Genomic DNA, 17907 nt, shown 5'->3' with positions numbered 1-17907 from the left:
TATTGCCCAGCCGGACCGTCGCGGGCCGCAGGTCCTGAACATCGGGGAAGTCCTCGCCCAATTGAGCGATGACTTCCCTGGAATGACTGCGTCCAAGATCCGCTTCCTGGAGGAAAAGGGCCTCATCAATCCGAAGAGGACTCCTGCCGGATACAGGCAGTATTCGGACAGCGACGTGGAGCGCCTGCGCTTCGTCCTTGCCCTGCAGCGTGACCAGTACCTGCCGCTCAAGGTCATCAAGGACTACCTCGACGCCATCGACCGCGGTGAACGGCCGGAGAATCTTCCTCCGGGGGTCACTGTCTCCCCGAGGGTTGTCTCGCCGGAAATGGCGGCGGAGATGCAAGGACGAGCCCGGGCCCTCACGGAGGAGCAATTGCGTGCCGAGTCCGGCGCCAGCGTGCCGCTGCTGGAAGCGCTCCTGAGCTTTGGCTTGATCTCCCATGTCGGTGGCAAGTTCGACGAACATGCCCTCCAGGTGGCCAGGGCTTGCGTTCAATTGGAGGGCCACGGCCTTGAGCCCCGGCACCTTCGTCCCTTCCAGGCTGCAGCCGAGCGGGAGTTCGGCTTGGTTGAAAGGGCCGTCGCGCCGTTGACCTCACGGCGCGACGCAGCATCCCAGGCAAGGGCCGCAGAAGCGGCACGCGAGATCAGCGAGCTGTGCCTCACCCTCCACCGGGCCCTCGTCCACGACCGAATCTCCCGGATGGACAGCTGATGATCGAAGTCGAAATTGTCGGTGTGCGGATCGAATTGCCGTCCAACCAGCCATTGGTGCTCCTTCGCGAACTCAACGGTGAACGGCATGTGCCAATCTGGATCGGCACGCCGGAAGCCAGTGCCATCGCCCTCGCCCAGCAGGGCGTGGTCCCGCCCCGGCCCATGACGCATGATCTCCTGATCGATGTCGTGGAATCGCTGGGTCACACAATCATCAGCGTGAACATCGTGGCGGTCGAGGACAACATCTTCTATGGCCAGCTGCAGTTCGACGACGGCACGGTGGTCAGTTCCCGCGCCTCGGACGCCCTCGCCCTGGCTTTGCGGGCCAAGTGCCGCATCTGGTGCGCTGACGCCGTCATGGAAGAAGCGGGTGTCCGGATCACCGAGCACGATGAAGGCGAGGATTCGGAGCCGGATCCCACGGTGGACGAAGAACGAGAAATGCGCCGGTTCCGCGAGTTCCTCGACGATGTGGAACCTGAAGATTTCGAAGGTTGAAACACCCTCAACCTAAAGTTGAGGGTGAAAGTTTCGACACGACTGGATTTTGGGCCCGAGGTCTTTGACCTCGGCGCTTCACGGGCCTAACGTCGAAGTATCAAGTTCCCGTTGCATACACTGCCCGCGCAAGTCACACTGGAAGGTGCCGACTTGTGGGAATTACACTGCTGCATTTTGTTGTTGTGTCAGGGGTATGCACCGTCCCCAAGGGAGCTGAGAACAAGGAGGTCACGTGAGTCCGAAAGGCGAAGCAGGCGAGCTGAAGCAGTCCTCTGCCGGCATTGCTGCGCCCGCATCCGGCGCCCAAGGTCTGCTCTTCACCGAGGATCTTCCCGTGCTGGACGAGGACGCGGGATACCGCGGCCCCACCGCATGCAAGGCGGCAGGTATCACCTACCGCCAACTGGACTACTGGGCACGCACAGGACTCGTTGAACCTGCTGTCCGTGGAGCTGCCGGCTCCGGATCACAGCGGCTCTACGGATTCCGCGACATCCTGGTTCTCAAAGTGGTCAAGCGACTTCTTGACACCGGCGTATCACTCCAGCAGATCAGGACCGCGGTGGAACACCTCCGCGAACGTGGTGTGGAGGACCTCGCGCAGATCACCCTCATGAGCGATGGTGCCAGTGTTTACGAATGTACCTCCGCAGATGAGGTCATCGACCTGGTGCAGGGTGGCCAAGGAGTCTTCGGCATAGCCGTTGGCCGCGTATGGCGGGAAGTTGAGGGCAGCTTGGCCGCGCTGCCGAGCGAGCACGCCGTCGAGCAATCCTTTCCCGACGACGAACTGAGCAAGCGCCGCGTTGCCCGCCGCATAGGCTAGGCAACCGACAAAGGACATGAAGAAAGCCTCTTCCCACAGGGAAGAGGCTTTCTTGTTGTGCAGACCGGGGCCACTGACGGAGCCCCGTGCCCGTCAGCGTTGGCGGCGTTCCCTGGTGGAACCCTGCCCCTCAAGAAGACTCTCTAGCAGGGCATCGAAAAGTTTTGCGGCATTCTTCGCAGAATCTCCCGGCCAGTGGTGGACGGAATGCGCCGCACCCTGGATCTGCTGCCAATTGGCTTGTTCCGGAATGTGCGGAGTCAACAGCAGCTCTCCGAACATGGACTCCATTTCGGCCAAGCGGAAGGTGTGCTCGGCGGATCCGCTGCGCACGCGGTTGGCCACGATACCTGCCGGGGCCAGATTGGGGGCGAATTCCTGGCGGAACAGCTGAATGGCCCTCATGGTTCGTTCGGTGCCCGCTACGGAAAACAGCCCGGGCTCGGCCACGAGCACCACGCGGTCACTGGCGCTCCAGGCCATGCGGGTCAATCCATTCAGGGACGGCGGGCAGTCGACCAGTACCAACTCGTAGTTGGTGGTGCCGGCCAGAACCGTGGACAGCCTGCGGAGGTCGCGGCGGCCGAGGTCGGGGCGGTCGTAGATTCCAGTGAACGCTGAGCCTACTGCGACGTCCAGGGTGCCGTTGCTGGAGCCGTTGGAGACCCAGCTGCTGCCGGCGACGTTGTCCTGGAGCCTGGCACGCCGAGGGCTTTTCAGCATCCGACCGATGTCCTGCTGGCCGCCGGGCTGGACACCAAGTGCCGTCGTGGCGTCGGCATGGGGATCGAGATCCACCACCAGGGTGGATATGCCGGCAGCGAGGGCCGCGGACGCCAGACCGGTGGTCACGGACGTCTTTCCCACTCCACCTTTGAGGCTGCTGATGCTGACTACTTGCACTTGAAAACCCAAAACCTAACGCCGGTTGCCGTATCGCGCTCATTCGCCTCCGGAATCACCGGAGCCGGGGCTTGCCGAAGCCCCCTCAACATCATATGGTGCTTCGGCATCGAATCCCGCTTTCTACGCGCCCGGCCAAGGGAGATCGCAGTTGGCAATAGCATGCCGTTGGATCGCGCGCACGCATATACAGCCCACATGACGATTCCTTTGTGATGGTTGCCACAAAGATTTGTGTTTGATGCTGGCGGCACTACACACTGTGACCACCGACCGATCCACCCGCAATGATGCAGGAGAAGTATGTTTTCGAAAATTCTGGTGGCCAATCGCGGCGAAATCGCGATCAGGGCGTTTCGCGCTGGTTATGAACTGGGCGCCAAGACCGTAGCCGTCTTTCCGCACGAGGACCGTAACTCGATCCACCGTCAGAAAGCCGACGAAGCTTACCTGATCGGCGAGGTGGGTCACCCCGTCCGCGCCTACCTGGACGTCGAGGAGGTTGTCCGCGTCGCCAAGGAAGCCGGGGCAGACGCCATCTACCCCGGCTATGGCTTCCTTTCGGAGAACCCGGATCTCGCGCGAGCGGCCAAAGCTGCGGGCATCACCTTCGTGGGCCCGCCCGCCGAGGTCCTGGAACTGGCCGGCAACAAGGTCGCAGCCCTGGAAGCCGCCCGCAAGGCCGGTGTGCCCGTCCTGAAGTCGAGCAAGCCTTCCAAGGATCTTGACGAACTTATTGCGGCAGCCGACGAGATCGGATTCCCCATCTTCGCCAAGGCTGTTGCCGGAGGTGGCGGTCGCGGCATGCGTCGCGTTGAGACGCGCGAGGCCCTCCCCGAAGCACTGCAGTCTGCCATGCGCGAGGCCGACGCGGCCTTTGGTGATCCCACGATGTTCCTTGAGCAGGCCGTACTGCGCCCGCGCCACATCGAAGTACAGATCCTGGCTGACGCCGAGGGCAACGTCATGCACCTCTTCGAGCGTGACTGTTCCCTGCAGCGCCGCCACCAGAAGGTCGTTGAAATCGCCCCGGCACCGAACCTGGATGAGAACATCCGCCAGGCGCTGTACCGCGATGCCGTGGCGTTCGCCAAAGCACTGAACTACGTCAACGCCGGAACGGTCGAGTTCCTGGTGGACACCGAAGGCGAGCGTGCGGGACAGCACGTCTTCATCGAAATGAACCCCCGCATCCAGGTGGAGCACACCGTCACGGAGGAAATCACCGACGTCGACCTCGTGCAGGCGCAGATGCGCATTGCGTCGGGGGAGACCCTGGCGGATCTGGGATTGAGCCAGGAAACCGTCTCCATCAAGGGCGCTGCCCTGCAGTGCCGTATCACCACTGAAGACCCCGCCAACGGCTTCCGGCCTGACGTCGGAAAGATCACCGGCTACCGTTCAGCCGGTGGCGCCGGTGTAAGGCTCGACGGCGGCACGGTCTACTCGGGTGCCGAAATCAGCCCCCACTTTGACTCCATGCTGGTGAAGCTGACCTGCCGCGGCCGCGACTACCCGGCTGCTGTTGCCCGCGCCCGGCGCGGACTCGCCGAGTTCCGTATCCGTGGCGTGTCCACCAACATCCCGTTCCTGCAGGCCGTCCTGGCCGATCCGGACTTCAACGCCGGCAATGTGGCGACGGATTTCATCGACAAGCGTCCTGAACTGTTGAAGTCGCACATCTCCGCCGACCGTGGCACCAAGCTGCTCACCTGGTTGGCTGAGGTGACTGTCAACAAGCCGAACGGCGAACTCAAGGTCCACAGCGATCCCGCAAGCAAGCTGCCCGCCGTCGACGGTCCTGTTCCGATGTCGGGTTCGCGGCAGAAGCTGATCGAGCTCGGTCCGGAGGGCTTCGCCAAGGCTCTGCGCGAGCAGAACGCTGTGGCGGTCACGGACACCACGTTCCGTGACGCCCACCAGTCGCTCCTTGCCACACGGGTCCGCACCCGCGATCTGGTCGCGGCCGGTCCGGCCGTGACAGCTTTGATGCCTGAGCTGCTTTCAGTGGAGGCATGGGGTGGCGCGACGTACGACGTCGCCCTACGGTTCCTGGGCGAGGATCCCTGGGACCGCTTGGCCGCACTGCGCCAGGCCCTTCCGAACACCTGCCTCCAGATGCTGCTTCGCGGACGAAACACCGTCGGGTACACGCCCTACCCGGAAGAAGTGACGGAAGCTTTCGTCGAGGAAGCCGCCGCTACGGGCATCGATATCTTCAGGATCTTCGACGCCCTCAATGACGTCAACCAGATGGCTCCGGCCATCCGGGCGGTCCGGGCCACGGGAACAGCTGTAGCGGAAGTGGCCATGTGTTACACCGGCAACCTCCTGGATCCCAACGAGGACCTGTACACGCTGGACTACTACCTGGACCTGGCCCAGAAGATCGTCGACGCCGGTGCGCACATCCTCGCCATCAAGGACATGGCCGGGCTCCTTCGCCCGGCCGCCGCGGCCAAGCTCGTTACCGCACTCCGTGAGCGCTTCGACCTGCCCGTGCACCTGCACACGCACGACACCGCCGGCGGCCAGCTGGCCACCCTGCTGGCAGCTGTCGACGCCGGCGTGGATGCGGTGGATGTCGCCGCGGCTTCCCTGGCCGGTACCACCAGCCAGCCTGCTGCCTCCGCGTTGGTTGCCGCTTTGGCCAACACTCCCCGTGACACCGGCCTCAGCCTGGCCAACGTCGGCGCCATGGAACCGTACTGGGAAGCTGTGCGACGCGTTTACGCACCCTTCGAATCCGGCCTCCCGGGCCCGACCGGCCGTGTCTACCAGCACGAGATCCCGGGCGGCCAGCTGTCCAATCTGCGCCAGCAGGCCATTGCCCTGGGACTGGGGGAGCGGTTCGAAGCGATCGAGGACATGTACACCGCGGCAGACCGTATCCTCGGCCGCCTCGTCAAGGTGACACCGTCCTCCAAGGTCGTGGGCGATCTCGCCCTGCACCTGGTGGGACTGAACGCAGACCCGGCGGACTTCAACGAGAACCCGCAGAACTACGACATTCCGGATTCCGTCATCGGCTTCCTGTCCGGTGAACTTGGTGATCCTCCCGGTGGCTGGCCCGAACCCTTCCGCACCAAGGCCCTCCAGGGCCGCAGCGTGAAGGTCCGCGACGTCGATATCAGCCCGGAAGACAGCGCAGCCCTCAAGGGCGACTCCAAGACGCGCCAGCACACGCTGAACCGCCTGCTGTTCGCTGGTCCCACCAAGGACTACCTGAAGAGCGTGGACACCTACGGCAACCTTTCCGTTCTCGACACCCGTGACTACCTCTACGGTTTCCAGCAGGGCTCCGAGCACGTCATCGAACTGGAAAAGGGCGTCCGCCTCATTGCGCAGCTCGAAGCCGTTTCCGAAGCCGACGAGAAGGGCATGCGCACGGTCATGTGCACGCTCAACGGCCAGTCCCGGCCCGTGGTCGTCCGCGACCGCTCCGTGGTCAGCAACGTCAAGGCTGCAGAAAAGGCCGACCCAGCCCAGCCCGGACAGGTTGCAGCACCGTTCGCCGGTGCCGTGACCGTTACGGTCAAGGCCGGCGATGCCGTGAAGGCCGGTGACACTGTGGCCACCATTGAGGCGATGAAGATGGAGGCATCCATTACGACGCCGGTGGCCGGCACGGTTTCGCGCCTGGCCATCTCAGCGGTGGAGCAGGTGCAGGGTGGCGATCTGCTGCTGGTCATCAGCTAGCTAGCGGCCACGAAAAAGTACCCCGCCCGGAGTCATCCGGGCGGGGTACTTTTTTGCTTTTTGCTGTGTGCTGTCCGGCTGTTTGGCCGGAAGGCGGTCTAGGAGGCGCGGGGAGCCGAGTACATTTCCTCGATCACGGCGTCAAAGTCCTTCATGACCTGCGCGCGCTTGACCTTCAACGACGGTGTCAGGTGACCGGAGGCCTCGGTGAAGTCAGCCGGAACCACACGGAAGGCCTTGATGGCCTCTGCCTGGGAGACGGACTGGTTCGCCTTGCTGATCAGCTCCTGCACCGCAGCCTTGACCACGGCGTTTTCGGTGGCCTCGGCCAAAGTCGTGCCGGCCGGAAGTCCGTGGCGTTCGAGCCAGCCGGGCAGGGCTTCCTCGTCCAGGGTCACCAGCGCGCCGATGAAAGGACGGTTGTCACCAACCACCAGGACCTGGGACACCAAGGCGTCTGCGCGGATCTGGTCCTCCAACAGCGCAGGGACCACGTTCTTGCCGCCTGCGGTGACGATGATCTCCTTCTTGCGGCCAGTGATCTTCAGGAAGCCGTTGCTGTCCAGCTCTCCGATGTCGCCGGTTCGGAACCATCCGTCGGCTGTGAAGGTCTCTTCCGTGAGGTCAGGTCGTTTGTAGTAGCCGCGCATCACGCAGACGCCCTTGGCGAGAATCTCGCCGTCGTCCGCGATCTTCACTGCGTTCCCCGGAAGGGGAGCGCCCACCGAGCCGATCCGGATCATGGATGGAGTGTTGACGGAGATCGGAGCCGTAGTCTCGGTCAGCCCGTACCCTTCGAGGATCTGCAGGCCGATGCCCTGGAAGAAATGGCCCAGGCGTTCGCCGAGCGGCCCGCCACCGGATACCGCGTGGGCCACGTGGCCACCCATCGCCGCCCGGAGCTTTCCGTAGACCAGCTTGTCGAACACGGCATGCTTGATCTTCAGCCCCAGGCCAAGGTTCCCGTCCTGGCGCGCCTTGGAATAGGCGATCGCGGTGTCTACCGCCCGGTGGAAGATGGCGCCCTTGCCACCGTCTTCGGCCTTCGTGAGCGCCGAGTTGTATACCTTCTCGAACACGCGGGGCACGGCGAGGATGAACGTCGGCTGGAAGCTCTGGAGGTCGCCCAGCAGATTCTTGATGTCCGGGGTGTGGGCAACCTTGACGCCGCCGGCCACGGCCAGCACAGAGATAAAGCGGGCAAAAACGTGGGCCAATGGCAGGAACATGATGGTCTTGCCGGATTCGTTGATGATTTCCGGCAACGAGGCGCGGGCATTCTCGGAAAGTTCCACGAAGTTTCCGTGGGTCAGTTCGCAGCCCTTCGGCCTGCCCGTGGTTCCGGAGGTGTAGATGATGGTGGCGATGTCCCGCAGGCCTGCCGCGGACCGCCGCGACTCGAGTTCGTCGTCGGGAACTCCCGCTCCCGCAGTGCGCAGGGCATCGAGGCCGGCGCCTTCGAGTTGCCAGACGTTGGCAACGGACGTGATGTCCTCCGCGACGACGGCCTGGCGGATGATGTCCTCATGGTGGGCTGACTCGCCGAAGGCGGCTACTGCGCCTGAGTCACCAAGGTTCCATGCCACCTGCGACGGCGACGACGTTTCGTAGATCGGGACGGAGACGGCCCCGGCGAACCAGATCGCGAAGTCCACCAGCGACCACTCGTAGCGTGTCCGGGACATGATGCCTACACGGTCACCCTGTCCTACGCCGCTGGCGATGAGGCCCTTGGCCAGAGCCCGGACGTCAGCGAGGAAGTCGGTGGCGCGGATGTCCGCCCACTGCCCGCTGGCATCCAGCTTGGAGAACAGCGGGGGATTGGACGCCTTTCCCGCCTCCCGAAGCACGAGGTCCGTGATGTTGGTTTCAGGGGAGATGTTCACGAGGGGAGGAACACTGATTTCACGCACGGTAGCTCCTTTGATATCCACGGGCCACGAGGGGCTTCTTCCACTCTAGTATGCCCGCTCGCGGAGGTGTGTTCTATTTCACCTACTGGCGAGTAACTTTACGGATCAGGCCCCATTTCAAGCAACTCGGGGACTTCTGGACCCGGCGATGCGGGGGCGTGCCCGATGGCGGAATAGGATGATGGGATGCCCGCATTTCGGTCCAGCACCCGCGTAAACTCCAGGCCCCCGGCCGCTGCCTGGAAGGACGTCCCCTGGGCCGCTCGGCGAAGCCACTTGGGCCGCAGGGGACTGGCCATCGGAATCGATATCGGGGGCACCAAAGTTGCCGCCGGTGTGGTGGACGCCGACGGCAGGGTCCTCGCCGAGGCGCGCCGGTCCACCCCGGGCGCCGATCCACGGGCAGTTGAACAGACCATTGTGGAACTCGTGGACGAACTCAGTGCTGGGCACAGGGTGGCCTCCGTGGGGATAGGCGCAGCCGGTTGGATGGACCTCGACGGCGGCACGGTGCTTTTCAGCCCGCACCTCGCCTGGCGTAACGAACCGCTCAGGGCCAGCCTGCAGAAACTGCTCAGGCGCCCGGTCCTGCTCACCAACGACGCCGATGCCGCAGCATGGGCGGAATGGCGCTTCGGGGCCGGTCAAGGAGAGAGCCGGCTTGTGTGCATCACCCTTGGTACTGGCATTGGCGGTGCCATGGTGATGGACGGCCGGGTGGAACGGGGCCGCTACGGTGTCGCCGGCGAATTCGGTCACCAGATCATTTTTCCCGGCGGCCACCGATGCGAATGCGGGAACCGAGGGTGCTGGGAACAATACGCTTCGGGCAACGCGCTGGGACGTGAAGCCCGCCAGCTGGTGAGGACAAATTCGCCCGAAGGCCGGGCCTTGCTGGATCGCGCCGGAGGTACCGCCGACAACATCACGGGGGCGGTCGTCACCGCCCTCGCCCTGGCCGGGGACGCTACGTCCCGGGAGTTGCTGGCGGACCAGGGCGACTGGCTTGGCCTGGGCCTGGCCAACCTTGCAGCTGCCCTGGACCCGGGAATGTTTGTCATCGGTGGTGGACTCTGCGACGCCGGAGACCTTTTGGCTGGTCCTGCCCGTGACTCTTTTGCCAAGAACCTCACAGGGCGTGGCTTCCGGCCCATGGCCAGGATTGAACTTGCCGCCCTGGGCCCACGTGCCGGCATGATTGGCGCTGCCGACCTCTCACGGGTCAGCGGCCGGACGCACAGCTAAGCGTCAGCGGGACCTGGAGCGTCGGCACCTAGATGCGGGCGCCGTCGTCGTCCTCGTTCTTCTCCTGCGGAAGCCTCATGATGAGGAAAACCACCGAGACCACAAACGCGGCGACGATTCCGAGGATGGCTGCCAGCGGCGCTGATCGCCAGAACATGGCAGTGAAGAGCAGCGCGATGGGTCCGCCCACAGCGCCTACCCAGGCCAGCATGGTCAGCGGTTCGGTACCTGCCAGGCTCGGCGGTTCTTCCGGGACGAACGACTCGTCGTCGTCGTCCACCTCAAAGTCACGCGGTCCCGGCGCACGCCCCTGACCCTCTCCGGCCATGGGATCAGCGGCCGGCACTGCAGCGGGGGTGGAAAGGCCGAGGGGATCGAAATCCCGGAAAGACCTGGCTGGACCCGCCGGAGCCTCGCCGGGGCCGGCGGTGGGCTCCGGTTCTTGTTCATCAGGCGTGGACCTGGTTGCCTCAAGCCGGGCCACGAGGTCCTGCCAGACCGCGTCGTCGTCTTTATTGGCGCTTTGGTCGGCGGAGTTGGGATCAGGCCTGTTCATGGGCTGCGTCCTTATCGGGAGATGGCCCCTGTCCGGCCAAGGCGGCAAGTGTCTGTTGAATGAAATCGACCGTACCGGAGAAGATTTCCGGTGCGTCGTTATCGAGGGTGGCCACGTGGTGGCTGTTGTGAAGATAGCTGATGTCAACCGGAGCGTTCACGCGGGAGCGGAGAAATTCCAGGCTGGCGTTCGATATGACGTTGTCCACTGTTGACCGGTAGACGCGCACCGGGGCGCTGATGCGTGGCAGGATCGCGGCCGTGTCCTTGTACATCTTCTTCAACTGATGGGCCGCGGCAACAGGGGTGCGTGCATACGCACCTTCGTCCTGGTCCGGTTTGAGGATGTCGTTGGCGATGGCCGGCGTCGTCTTCACCACGTACTTGAGTGCGGCGACGATCACGGCACGTGGATCGTCCAGGACGAGGCCGGGATTGACCACCACAGTCCCCGCGACGGGCCGCGTGGCTGCTATTCGCAATGCCAGGGTGCCGCCCATGGACAAGCCCGCGGCGAAGACGTAGTCGCACTCCGCAGCCAGTTCAAGGTAGGCATCATCCACTGCCCTGTGCCATTCCTGCCAGGATCGCTTCGCCATATCCTGCCAGGTAGTGCCGTGGCCCGGCAGCAACGGCAGGCGGACGGCATAGCCGGCAGCGGCCAAATGCTCAGCCCAGGGCCGCACGCTGTGCGGGCTCCCGGTGAAGCCGTGGGACATGACCACGCCGACGCGCGGTCCAGTTCCGCTCCAGCTGCTGAGGAACGGTGAGAAATCCGGGGTCATCTTCATGATGACTCCGAGGCTACTCTGTGATTGGCGTGCCGGCGGAAAAATGCTGCTGATTCTTCAAAAATGGTGGGGGCGTCAACGTCCAGGGTGGCCACGTGCCCGCTGTGCGGGAGGGTCACAACTTTCAGGCGCGCCGAGTCGATGTGCCTGCGGATCGTATCCACCGAGCTGGGCGGAATGACCCCATCCACCGACGATTTGAAGACCAATGCCGGCGCCTTCACCTGGGTCAATCCCCGGGTCGCGGACCGGAACAGCTTCTTGAGCTCGTGCACGGACTTCAAGGGTGTCTTGGAGTAGTCACTGTCTTCGATGAGCTCAGGTGCCGGGGAATCCTCCACGATGGGATCCGTGGTGCGCATGACGTATTTCAACGCGCCCACGTACTTCACGCGGCGGTCATAGAAGCTCAAACCCGGATTGACCAGCACGACGCCCGGAACATCGTGGAGGGACGCCAGACGGAGGGCTACAGCCCCACCCATGGACAGCCCCGCCACGAAACACGTTTCCGTTGTGGCAGCGAGGTCCATGTAGCTCTTTTCAAAGGCCCGGTACCAGTCCTGCCAGCGGGTTGTGGCCAGGTCATGCCAACTTGTCCCGTGTCCTGGAAGCAGGGGGACCGTGACAGCGAAGCCTTGCGCGGCCAGATATTCAGCCCATGGCAGCATGCTCAACGGGCTGCCGGTAAATCCGTGGCAGATCGCTACGCCGGTGGAGGCGTTCGGCCCATGTCCGGCGTAGTGGAAAGCGGCCGCGGCTGGTGGTTTGCGTTCCGTCATGCGTTCCATCGTGTCATTGTTCCGGACATTTCACACTGGAGTAGGGTTGCAGTTGAATGCCGGCCGGGTTGCCGGACGCATGCCTGCCAACGGCCGTGAGAGGACAAACGTGTTCTATTGGGTCATGAAGAGGATCTTTCTGGGTCCGATCCTCAAACTCCTGTTCCGCCCCTGGGTCAAAGGCCTGGACAATGTCCCTGAGAACGGCGCAGCAATCCTGGCCTCCAACCACCTTTCCTTTTCGGACTCCATCTTCCTTCCCCTGATGGTGCATCGCCCGGTGATCTTCCTGGCGAAGTCGGAGTACTTCACCGGCAAAGGGCTTAAAGGACGCCTGACGGCATTGTTCTTCAGGCTGAGCAACCAGCTCCCCATGGACCGGTCCGGAGGCGCCGCGTCCGAGATGTCGCTGCAGGCAGGCAAAGACGTCCTCACGTCGGGCGGCCTCCTGGGTATCTACCCCGAAGGCACGCGAAGCCCCGATGCCCGGCTCTACCGCGGCAAGGTGGGCGTTGCCCGGCTTGCCCTGCAGACCCGTGTTCCGGTGGTTCCGGTAGCCATGATCGGCACGGAGAAGGTCCAACCCATCGGCAAGAGGCTTCCAAGCATTCGCCGCATTGGCATCATCTTTGGGCAACCCTTGGACTTCAGCCGCTATTACGGCATGGAGGACGACCGCCTGGTCCAGAGGGCGGTCACCGACGAAATCATGTACGAACTGATGCGCCTCTCCGGCCAGGAATATGTGGACGAGTATGCCGCCGTCGTCAAGGCACGGCTGGCCGGAAAGGGGCCGGAGCCCCTCCACAAGCTCGAAGGGACCGAAGACGCCGTCGCGGACATCGCCGAAGACAGGGACGACCCCAATCCCGAAGGCCAGGAACCACCAAGGAAACTGTGACGCAGACGGCGGCATCAGTTACGCCTGCAGTGCCTCAACCCCGCCGGAGGCTACTACTCTTGAAGGGTGACTGAGCTAACCGCGAACACCGCACCTTCCACAGTAGATCCCCTCGCCAGCACCGCCCAGAGCGGAGCGGCAAACTATCCCGGGCTGGATGCCTGGCGTGACCTGCCGATTTCGCAGCAGCCAACGTGGTCGGATGCCGATGTCTTCAAGGCCTCGGTCAACGAACTCTCCGTTGTTCCGCCATTGGTCTTTGCCGGAGAAGTGGATGTTCTTCGGGAACGTCTGGCTGCCGCAGCCCAGGGCAAGGCGTTTCTGCTCCAGGGCGGAGACTGCGCAGAAACGTTCGAGGCTGCCACGGCCGACAAGATCAGCGCACGCGTCAAAACCATCCTGCAGATGGCCGTGGTGCTGACCTACGGCGCAGCAATGCCCGTGATCAAGATGGGACGGATGGCCGGCCAGTTCGCCAAGCCGCGTTCGTCCAATGACGAGACCCGCGACGGCGTGACTTTGCCCGCTTACCGCGGGGACATCGTCAACGGCTACGAGTTCACACCTGAGTCCCGCGCACACGATGCCGGTCGCATGTTGAAGGCCTACCACACCTCGGCTTCCACCCTGAACCTGATCCGTGCTTTCACCCAGGGCGGCTTTGCTGATCTGCGCCTGGTGCACCAGTGGAACAAGGGATTCACTGAAAACCCTGCCCATGCACGCTACGAGTCGCTGGCCCGTGACATCGACCGCGCCATTATGTTCATGGATTCCTGCGGGGCAGACTTCGAGGCACTGAAGCGTGTTGAATTCTTCGCCAGCCATGAAGCATTGCTGCTGGACTATGAGCGCGCCCTCACCCGCATCGACTCCCGTACCGGCCTCCCTTATGACACCTCCGCCCACTTCCTCTGGATCGGGGAGCGGACCAGGGAACTTGACCACGCGCACGTGGACTTCCTGTCGCGTGTCCGGAACCCCATTGGCGTCAAGCTCGGGCCGACCACCAGCGGTGACGACGCCCTGCGCCTCATCGACAAGCTGGACCCGAACCGCGAACCCGGCCGCCTGACGTTCATCACCCGCATGGGCGCGAGGAACATCCGCGAAAAGCTGCCGGCCGTCGTCGAGCGTGTCACGGCATCCGGTGCCCAGGTGCTGTGGGTGACCGATCCGATGCACGGCAACACGGTGACCTCACCCAACGGCTACAAGACCCGCAACTTCGACGACGTCATCGATGAAGTCCGTGGCTTCTTCGAGGTGCACCACTCGCTCGGCACCGTCCCCGGTGGTCTGCACGTTGAAATGACGGGCGATGACGTCGCTGAGTGCTTGGGCGGCGCAGACCCGATCGACCAGGACGCATTCCTGGACCGCTACGAGTCCGTATGCGACCCGCGCCTGAACCACATGCAGTCGCTGGAGATGGCGTTCCTGGTGGCCGGCGCCCTGTCCAAGCGGTAGCTGACAGTCCCTGCTGCCACAGAAGAAGGCGCGGTCCGGATTTCTCCGGGCCGCGCCTTCTTGGGTACTGGGTCGCTGCGTGGCCGGGTTACTACACCACTGTCAGCGTCACGACCGATTCTTCGGGTGCCTCGGTATTGACGGGATTCTGATCCCGTACCGTTCCAAAGAAGCCGCCCAGGATCTTGTTGATCTCTACCTTGAAGCCCAGCTTCTTGAGTTCTTTCTCCGCTTCGGCGGCCTGCTTCCCGATGAAACTCGGTATCTTGACCATCTTTGGTCCCTTCGAGACCGTCAACGTCACCGTCTCACCCTTGACGAGCGTGCCATTGGCGGGCGCCTGCGAGACAACCGAGCCTTTGGGGACGGACTTGTCGTTCACCGTCTCCGGGGCGATCACGGCCTTCAGCCCGGCATCCTGGATGGCCTTGACTGCCGCGTCCTGCGCAAGACCCCGTACATCCGGGACCGGGATTGGCTGGGGACCCTTGGAGACGACCAGGGCAATGGGAGTGCCGTGCCTGACTTCCGTGCCCTTCGCGGGATCCTGGGCGATGACCACGCCGGCAGGCACTTTGTCATCGAAAGCCTCAGTGACGTTGCCCAGGGCCATCTGGGCTGAATTCAAGGCAGTTTTGGCTTCGTCCAGGGTGCCGCCGGTGAGGTCCTCGAGAGGGAAGAGCTGGGCTCCCTTGGACACGAAAAGGGTGATGGGCTGAAACTTCCGGACTTCGGCACCTGACTCCGGCTTGGTGCCAACAGCGAGGCCGGAGAGGATATCGTCATCGAAAACATCCTGGGGTTCTGACTGGAAGCCGGCAGTGCGAAGCAATTGCTGGGCCTCGGCGACAGTCTTGTTCTTGACGTCCGGAACGGTGCCTGGCGACCCCGGCCCCATGCCGAAGAACCAGCCGGCGCTTGCCGCGAGCAGCGCAAGAATGACGATCACCACGGTCCAGATCAAGCCACGACGGCGTGGATTACCTTCCCGCAGTGGTCGGACCGGGGTTGCCGCCGCCCGGGCCTGGTCCTTTGCCTGCTGCCGTTCGATCCGTTTCAGGTCCCTTTTTCCGGGCGGGCGTGACTCCACCCCCGTGGCACCCTTTGGCGACTGGTAGGACGCGCCACCGGCGGCCATGATGGTGGTGGGGTTGCTTTGCCGGGCAATGAATTCCGTTGGTGATGCCGTGGTGGCAATGGCTTCAGTGGCGTTCGTGTCCGGCCCAGAGGCTGCCATGGCTGTGGTGGGAGCGGCAGGGAGGACAGCGGTGGCTGACTGTTGCTTGAGATCCAGCTGTTCGTCGGTGAGCGTCGTACGGATGTGGCGCAGTTCAGTCAGCAGTGCGGACCCGTCGATGGGCCTGTTCTCTGCGTCAACGGAGGTGCACCACTGCACCAGTTCGTCCAGGTCTTCGGCCAACCCGGGGGCTGCGTCCGACGGGCGGCCCACAGAGGCGTTCACGTGCTGGTAGGCCACATGGATGGGGGAGTCGCCGTTGTACGGTTGCTTGCCGGTCAGCATTTCGTAGAGCATGATTCCGGCCGAGTAGATGTCGCTGCGGGCGTCGGCAGGCCGGCCAAGCACAAGCTCCGGAGCCAAGTAAGCCACAGTCCCGATCAGGGCCCCGGTGCTGGTGTTGGCAGAGATGGCCCTGGCCAAACCGAAATCCCCGACCTTGATCCGACCATCGTCTGCGATCAGGACGTTCTCAGGCTTGATGTCGCGGTGGATCAAGCCTGATGAATGGGCGGCCGCCAGACCTTCGATCACGGGATCGATCAAGGCCAGGGCGAGGCGCGGGGGCAGCGCTCCTTGGGTATTGAGGACATCACGGAGGGTGTGCCCCTTGACGTACTCCATGACCAGGTACGCGATATGGCCGTCTTCGCCTTGATCCAGGACGCCGACTATGTGGGGGTGTGAGAGGCTGGCTGCGGCTTTTGCTTCGCGGCTCAGGCGCTCCAGGAAGGTCTGGTCGTTTGCCAGATGCGGGTGCAGGACCTTGAGGGCCACGTCGCGCTCCAGGCGTCTGTCAGTGGCCAGGTAGACGGTGGACATTCCCCCTTTCGCCAAGCGGGAACGGACCACGTAGCGCCCGTCCACGGTGGTACCGATGAGGTGGTCCTGCGTTGCTTCTTGCACCATACGATCCTAAACGAGACAGGGAAGGGGCCCGAATCCCCGGTGGGATGCGGGCCCCTTCCGAGGGTGCTGCAACAGGCCTAGCCGAACGTGCGCTGACGTGCCTTGATCGATTCGACGTAGCGTTTGGTGTCCTCGTACATGCCGTACTTGCTCACCGAATACTGTCCCTGGTAGTAACCGGCAATGGCCGTATCGAGATCCTTGCTGGTGGCCACCAGGACGCGGATGATCGCGACGCCGGCCGTGGCGTTGTCGTAGGGGTCCAGGAGGTTGAGTTTCCGGCCAACCAGGTCAGAGGCCCACTGGCCGGAGGACGGAATGACCTGCATGGTGCCGATGGCGTTGGCCGGGGAAACGGCCCGCTGGTCAAAACCGGATTCCTGCTCTGCGAACGCGAGGGCCAGCGACGGGCTGACGCCCATGCGCCGTGCCGTGTCAGCCACAATGGTCTTCATTTCAGCGCGGCTGGGCACCGGCGAAGCGTTGAGGAGTGCCTTGTTTTCATTCGCGGAGCTGACCACGGCCGGGGGATAGGTGAACCCCAGGAATGTGCTGGGCACCAGCGGTGTGGTCTCTCCGGCAGGCTGCAGGCTGCCGCCGGGGATGGTCAGCTTCTGGCCGGGGTAGATGACCGTGCTGGCGTTCACGTTGTTGGCCGACATGAGTGCGGAAAGCGAAACGCCCAACCGTGAGGCGATGGAGCTGAGGGTGTCGCCGGCCTTGATGGTGTAGGAACCCGTGCTTGCCAGGGGGGCAGGTGCTGGTGCCGGCGCTGGTGCGGGTGCCGGAGTTGCGGGCGCGGACGGCGCCGATCCGCCACTGACCTTGATTTTTTGGCCCGGGTAGATGATGGAGCTGCCATTGAGGTTGTTCCAGCTGAAGATGCTGGACAGCGGAACGCCGTGCTTGGCCGCAATGCCGCCGAGGGTATCGCCGGAGACAACCGTGTAGACGGTGGCGGTGCTCGCGGTGCCGGAGGCAGGCGGGGCGCTGGGCGCCGGGGCCGACGCAGCCGTTCCGGTGAGCTTGATGCTCTGCCCCGGGTAGATCAGCGTGGTGGGAGTCAGGTTGTTCAGCTGGAGCACCGCGGAGGTGTCGAGGTTGAAACGTCGGGCGATGGCGCTGATGGTGTCGCCTCGAACCACGGTGTAGCTGTCCGGAGTTGCGGGGGCCATCGGGCGGAGCGCCGCGGGAAGCGTGGCGGCCACTGCCTGCGCGGGGATCACCGTACCGGTCGTGACTGCCTGGGCCTTCATGGCGGCAGCGAGCGTGGCCGGTATTTTGCGGGGCTGGGGTGCGGGCGCTGCGATGGACGGTTGGGCCAGCGCAAGCGACGACAAAACCACAGCGGGAAGCGCGGCCGTGGTTGCCGCGATAACGGGCATGCTCATGGTTCGTTTCGGCGAGCGGGGCGTCGTCATGAAGGAGTCCTCATCTCAAACAGCGGGGGTT

At 63.8% G+C, this 17907-nt stretch carries 14 protein-coding genes; 7 read left to right on the top strand and 7 right to left on the bottom strand.

Going from position 1 to position 17907, the window contains the following annotated elements; translation table 11 throughout:
* Position 1 precedes the first annotated feature (1 nt).
* The 3 genes from ftsR (at position 2) to AB4Y81_RS17470 (ending at position 2050) form a co-directional block, all read left to right on the top strand.
* A complete protein-coding gene (gene ftsR, locus AB4Y81_RS17480; protein WP_079582343.1) occupies positions 2-718 on the top strand; it encodes a transcriptional regulator FtsR in 717 nt (238 codons plus the stop codon).
* Positions 718-1221 (top strand): bifunctional nuclease family protein, encoded by a 504-nt coding sequence (locus AB4Y81_RS17475; RefSeq protein ID WP_018779265.1) that lies wholly within the window; start codon positions 718-720, stop codon positions 1219-1221. The genes ftsR and AB4Y81_RS17475 overlap by 1 nt, the downstream gene beginning before the upstream one ends.
* A 235-nt stretch (positions 1222-1456) precedes the next feature.
* Complete coding sequence (locus tag AB4Y81_RS17470; protein WP_018779266.1) at positions 1457-2050, top strand: MerR family transcriptional regulator; 594 nt, start codon at positions 1457-1459, stop codon at positions 2048-2050.
* A 93-nt stretch (positions 2051-2143) separates the two neighbouring features.
* On the opposite strand, the gene AB4Y81_RS17465 is transcribed toward AB4Y81_RS17470, so the two are convergent.
* A complete protein-coding gene (locus AB4Y81_RS17465) occupies positions 2144-2953 on the bottom strand; it encodes a ParA family protein (RefSeq protein WP_018779267.1) in 810 nt (269 codons plus the stop codon).
* A 303-nt stretch (positions 2954-3256) separates the two neighbouring features.
* On the opposite strand from AB4Y81_RS17465, the gene AB4Y81_RS17460 reads away from it, so the two are divergent.
* Positions 3257-6652 carry a pyruvate carboxylase gene (locus tag AB4Y81_RS17460; protein WP_189075747.1) on the top strand — a complete coding sequence of 1132 codons (3396 nt, stop codon included), beginning with the start codon at positions 3257-3259 and terminating at the stop codon, positions 6650-6652.
* Between the two features lie 98 nt (positions 6653-6750).
* Here AB4Y81_RS17460 and AB4Y81_RS17455 read toward each other — a convergent pair whose 3' ends face one another.
* A complete protein-coding gene (locus AB4Y81_RS17455; protein WP_018779270.1) occupies positions 6751-8565 on the bottom strand; it encodes an AMP-dependent synthetase/ligase in 1815 nt (604 codons plus the stop codon).
* Between the two features lie 186 nt (positions 8566-8751).
* Here AB4Y81_RS17455 and AB4Y81_RS17450 point away from each other — a divergent pair, with 186 nt between their 5' ends.
* The gene (locus tag AB4Y81_RS17450) at positions 8752-9810 is read left to right on the top strand and encodes an ROK family protein (protein WP_018779271.1); all 1059 of its coding nucleotides are present in this window, start codon (positions 8752-8754) and stop codon (positions 9808-9810) included.
* A gap of 28 nt (positions 9811-9838) precedes the next feature.
* Here AB4Y81_RS17450 and AB4Y81_RS17445 read toward each other — a convergent pair whose 3' ends face one another.
* From AB4Y81_RS17445 to AB4Y81_RS17435, 3 genes are read right to left on the bottom strand one after another with little or no spacing between them, the layout of a single operon-like run.
* On the bottom strand, positions 9839-10366 hold the full coding sequence (locus AB4Y81_RS17445) for a hypothetical protein (protein ID WP_079582337.1): 528 nt from the start codon (positions 10364-10366) through the stop codon (positions 9839-9841).
* Positions 10353-11156 carry an alpha/beta hydrolase gene (locus tag AB4Y81_RS17440; protein ID WP_064723224.1) on the bottom strand — a complete coding sequence of 268 codons (804 nt, stop codon included), beginning with the start codon at positions 11154-11156 and terminating at the stop codon, positions 10353-10355. Before AB4Y81_RS17440 ends, AB4Y81_RS17445 begins: the two co-directional genes overlap by 14 nt.
* On the bottom strand, positions 11153-11938 hold the full coding sequence (locus AB4Y81_RS17435; protein WP_189075771.1) for an alpha/beta hydrolase: 786 nt from the start codon (positions 11936-11938) through the stop codon (positions 11153-11155). The genes AB4Y81_RS17440 and AB4Y81_RS17435 overlap by 4 nt, the downstream gene beginning before the upstream one ends.
* 109 nt (positions 11939-12047) lie before the next feature.
* Between AB4Y81_RS17435 and AB4Y81_RS17430 the strand changes: the two genes are divergently transcribed.
* Both AB4Y81_RS17430 and AB4Y81_RS17425 read left to right on the top strand, forming a co-directional pair.
* On the top strand, positions 12048-12839 hold the full coding sequence (locus AB4Y81_RS17430; RefSeq protein ID WP_026267377.1) for a lysophospholipid acyltransferase family protein: 792 nt from the start codon (positions 12048-12050) through the stop codon (positions 12837-12839).
* Between the two features lie 66 nt (positions 12840-12905).
* On the top strand, positions 12906-14309 hold the full coding sequence (locus AB4Y81_RS17425; protein WP_039240719.1) for a class II 3-deoxy-7-phosphoheptulonate synthase: 1404 nt from the start codon (positions 12906-12908) through the stop codon (positions 14307-14309).
* 91 nt (positions 14310-14400) lie between these two features.
* Here the strand turns inward: AB4Y81_RS17425 and pknB are convergent, their stop codons facing one another.
* Positions 14401-16455 carry a Stk1 family PASTA domain-containing Ser/Thr kinase gene (gene pknB / locus AB4Y81_RS17420; RefSeq protein ID WP_189075746.1) on the bottom strand — a complete coding sequence of 685 codons (2055 nt, stop codon included), beginning with the start codon at positions 16453-16455 and terminating at the stop codon, positions 14401-14403.
* Between the two features lie 77 nt (positions 16456-16532).
* A complete protein-coding gene (locus AB4Y81_RS17415; RefSeq protein WP_026267378.1) occupies positions 16533-17876 on the bottom strand; it encodes a LysM peptidoglycan-binding domain-containing protein in 1344 nt (447 codons plus the stop codon).
* Between the last annotated feature and the right edge of the window lie 31 nt (positions 17877-17907).

Origin of the sequence: Paenarthrobacter sp. TAF1 (genome assembly GCF_052113825.1) — a bacterium.
In the GTDB taxonomy this organism is placed as follows: Bacteria; Actinomycetota; Actinomycetes; order Actinomycetales; family Micrococcaceae; genus Arthrobacter; species Arthrobacter nicotinovorans.
Note: the sequence above shows the minus strand (reverse complement) of the source record. Positions and strands in the feature narration are given on the sequence as shown.

Bases quoted from the DNA above. Each gene is read 5' to 3' on its own strand.
- AB4Y81_RS17475 (WP_018779265.1), top strand. From the start codon at position 718: ATGATCGAAGTCGAAATTGTCGGTGTGCGGATCGAATTGCCGTCCAAC.
- AB4Y81_RS17460 (WP_189075747.1), top strand. From the start codon at position 3,257: ATGTTTTCGAAAATTCTGGTGGCCAATCGCGGCGAAATCGCGATCAGG.
- AB4Y81_RS17450 (WP_018779271.1), top strand. From the start codon at position 8,752: ATGCCCGCATTTCGGTCCAGCACCCGCGTAAACTCCAGGCCCCCGGCC.
- AB4Y81_RS17445 (WP_079582337.1), bottom strand. From the start codon at position 10,366: ATGAACAGGCCTGATCCCAACTCCGCCGACCAAAGCGCCAATAAAGAC.
- AB4Y81_RS17440 (WP_064723224.1), bottom strand. From the start codon at position 11,156: ATGAAGATGACCCCGGATTTCTCACCGTTCCTCAGCAGCTGGAGCGGA.
- AB4Y81_RS17435 (WP_189075771.1), bottom strand. From the start codon at position 11,938: ATGACGGAACGCAAACCACCAGCCGCGGCCGCTTTCCACTACGCCGGA.
- pknB (WP_189075746.1), bottom strand. From the start codon at position 16,455: ATGGTGCAAGAAGCAACGCAGGACCACCTCATCGGTACCACCGTGGAC.
- AB4Y81_RS17415 (WP_026267378.1), bottom strand. From the start codon at position 17,876: ATGACGACGCCCCGCTCGCCGAAACGAACCATGAGCATGCCCGTTATC.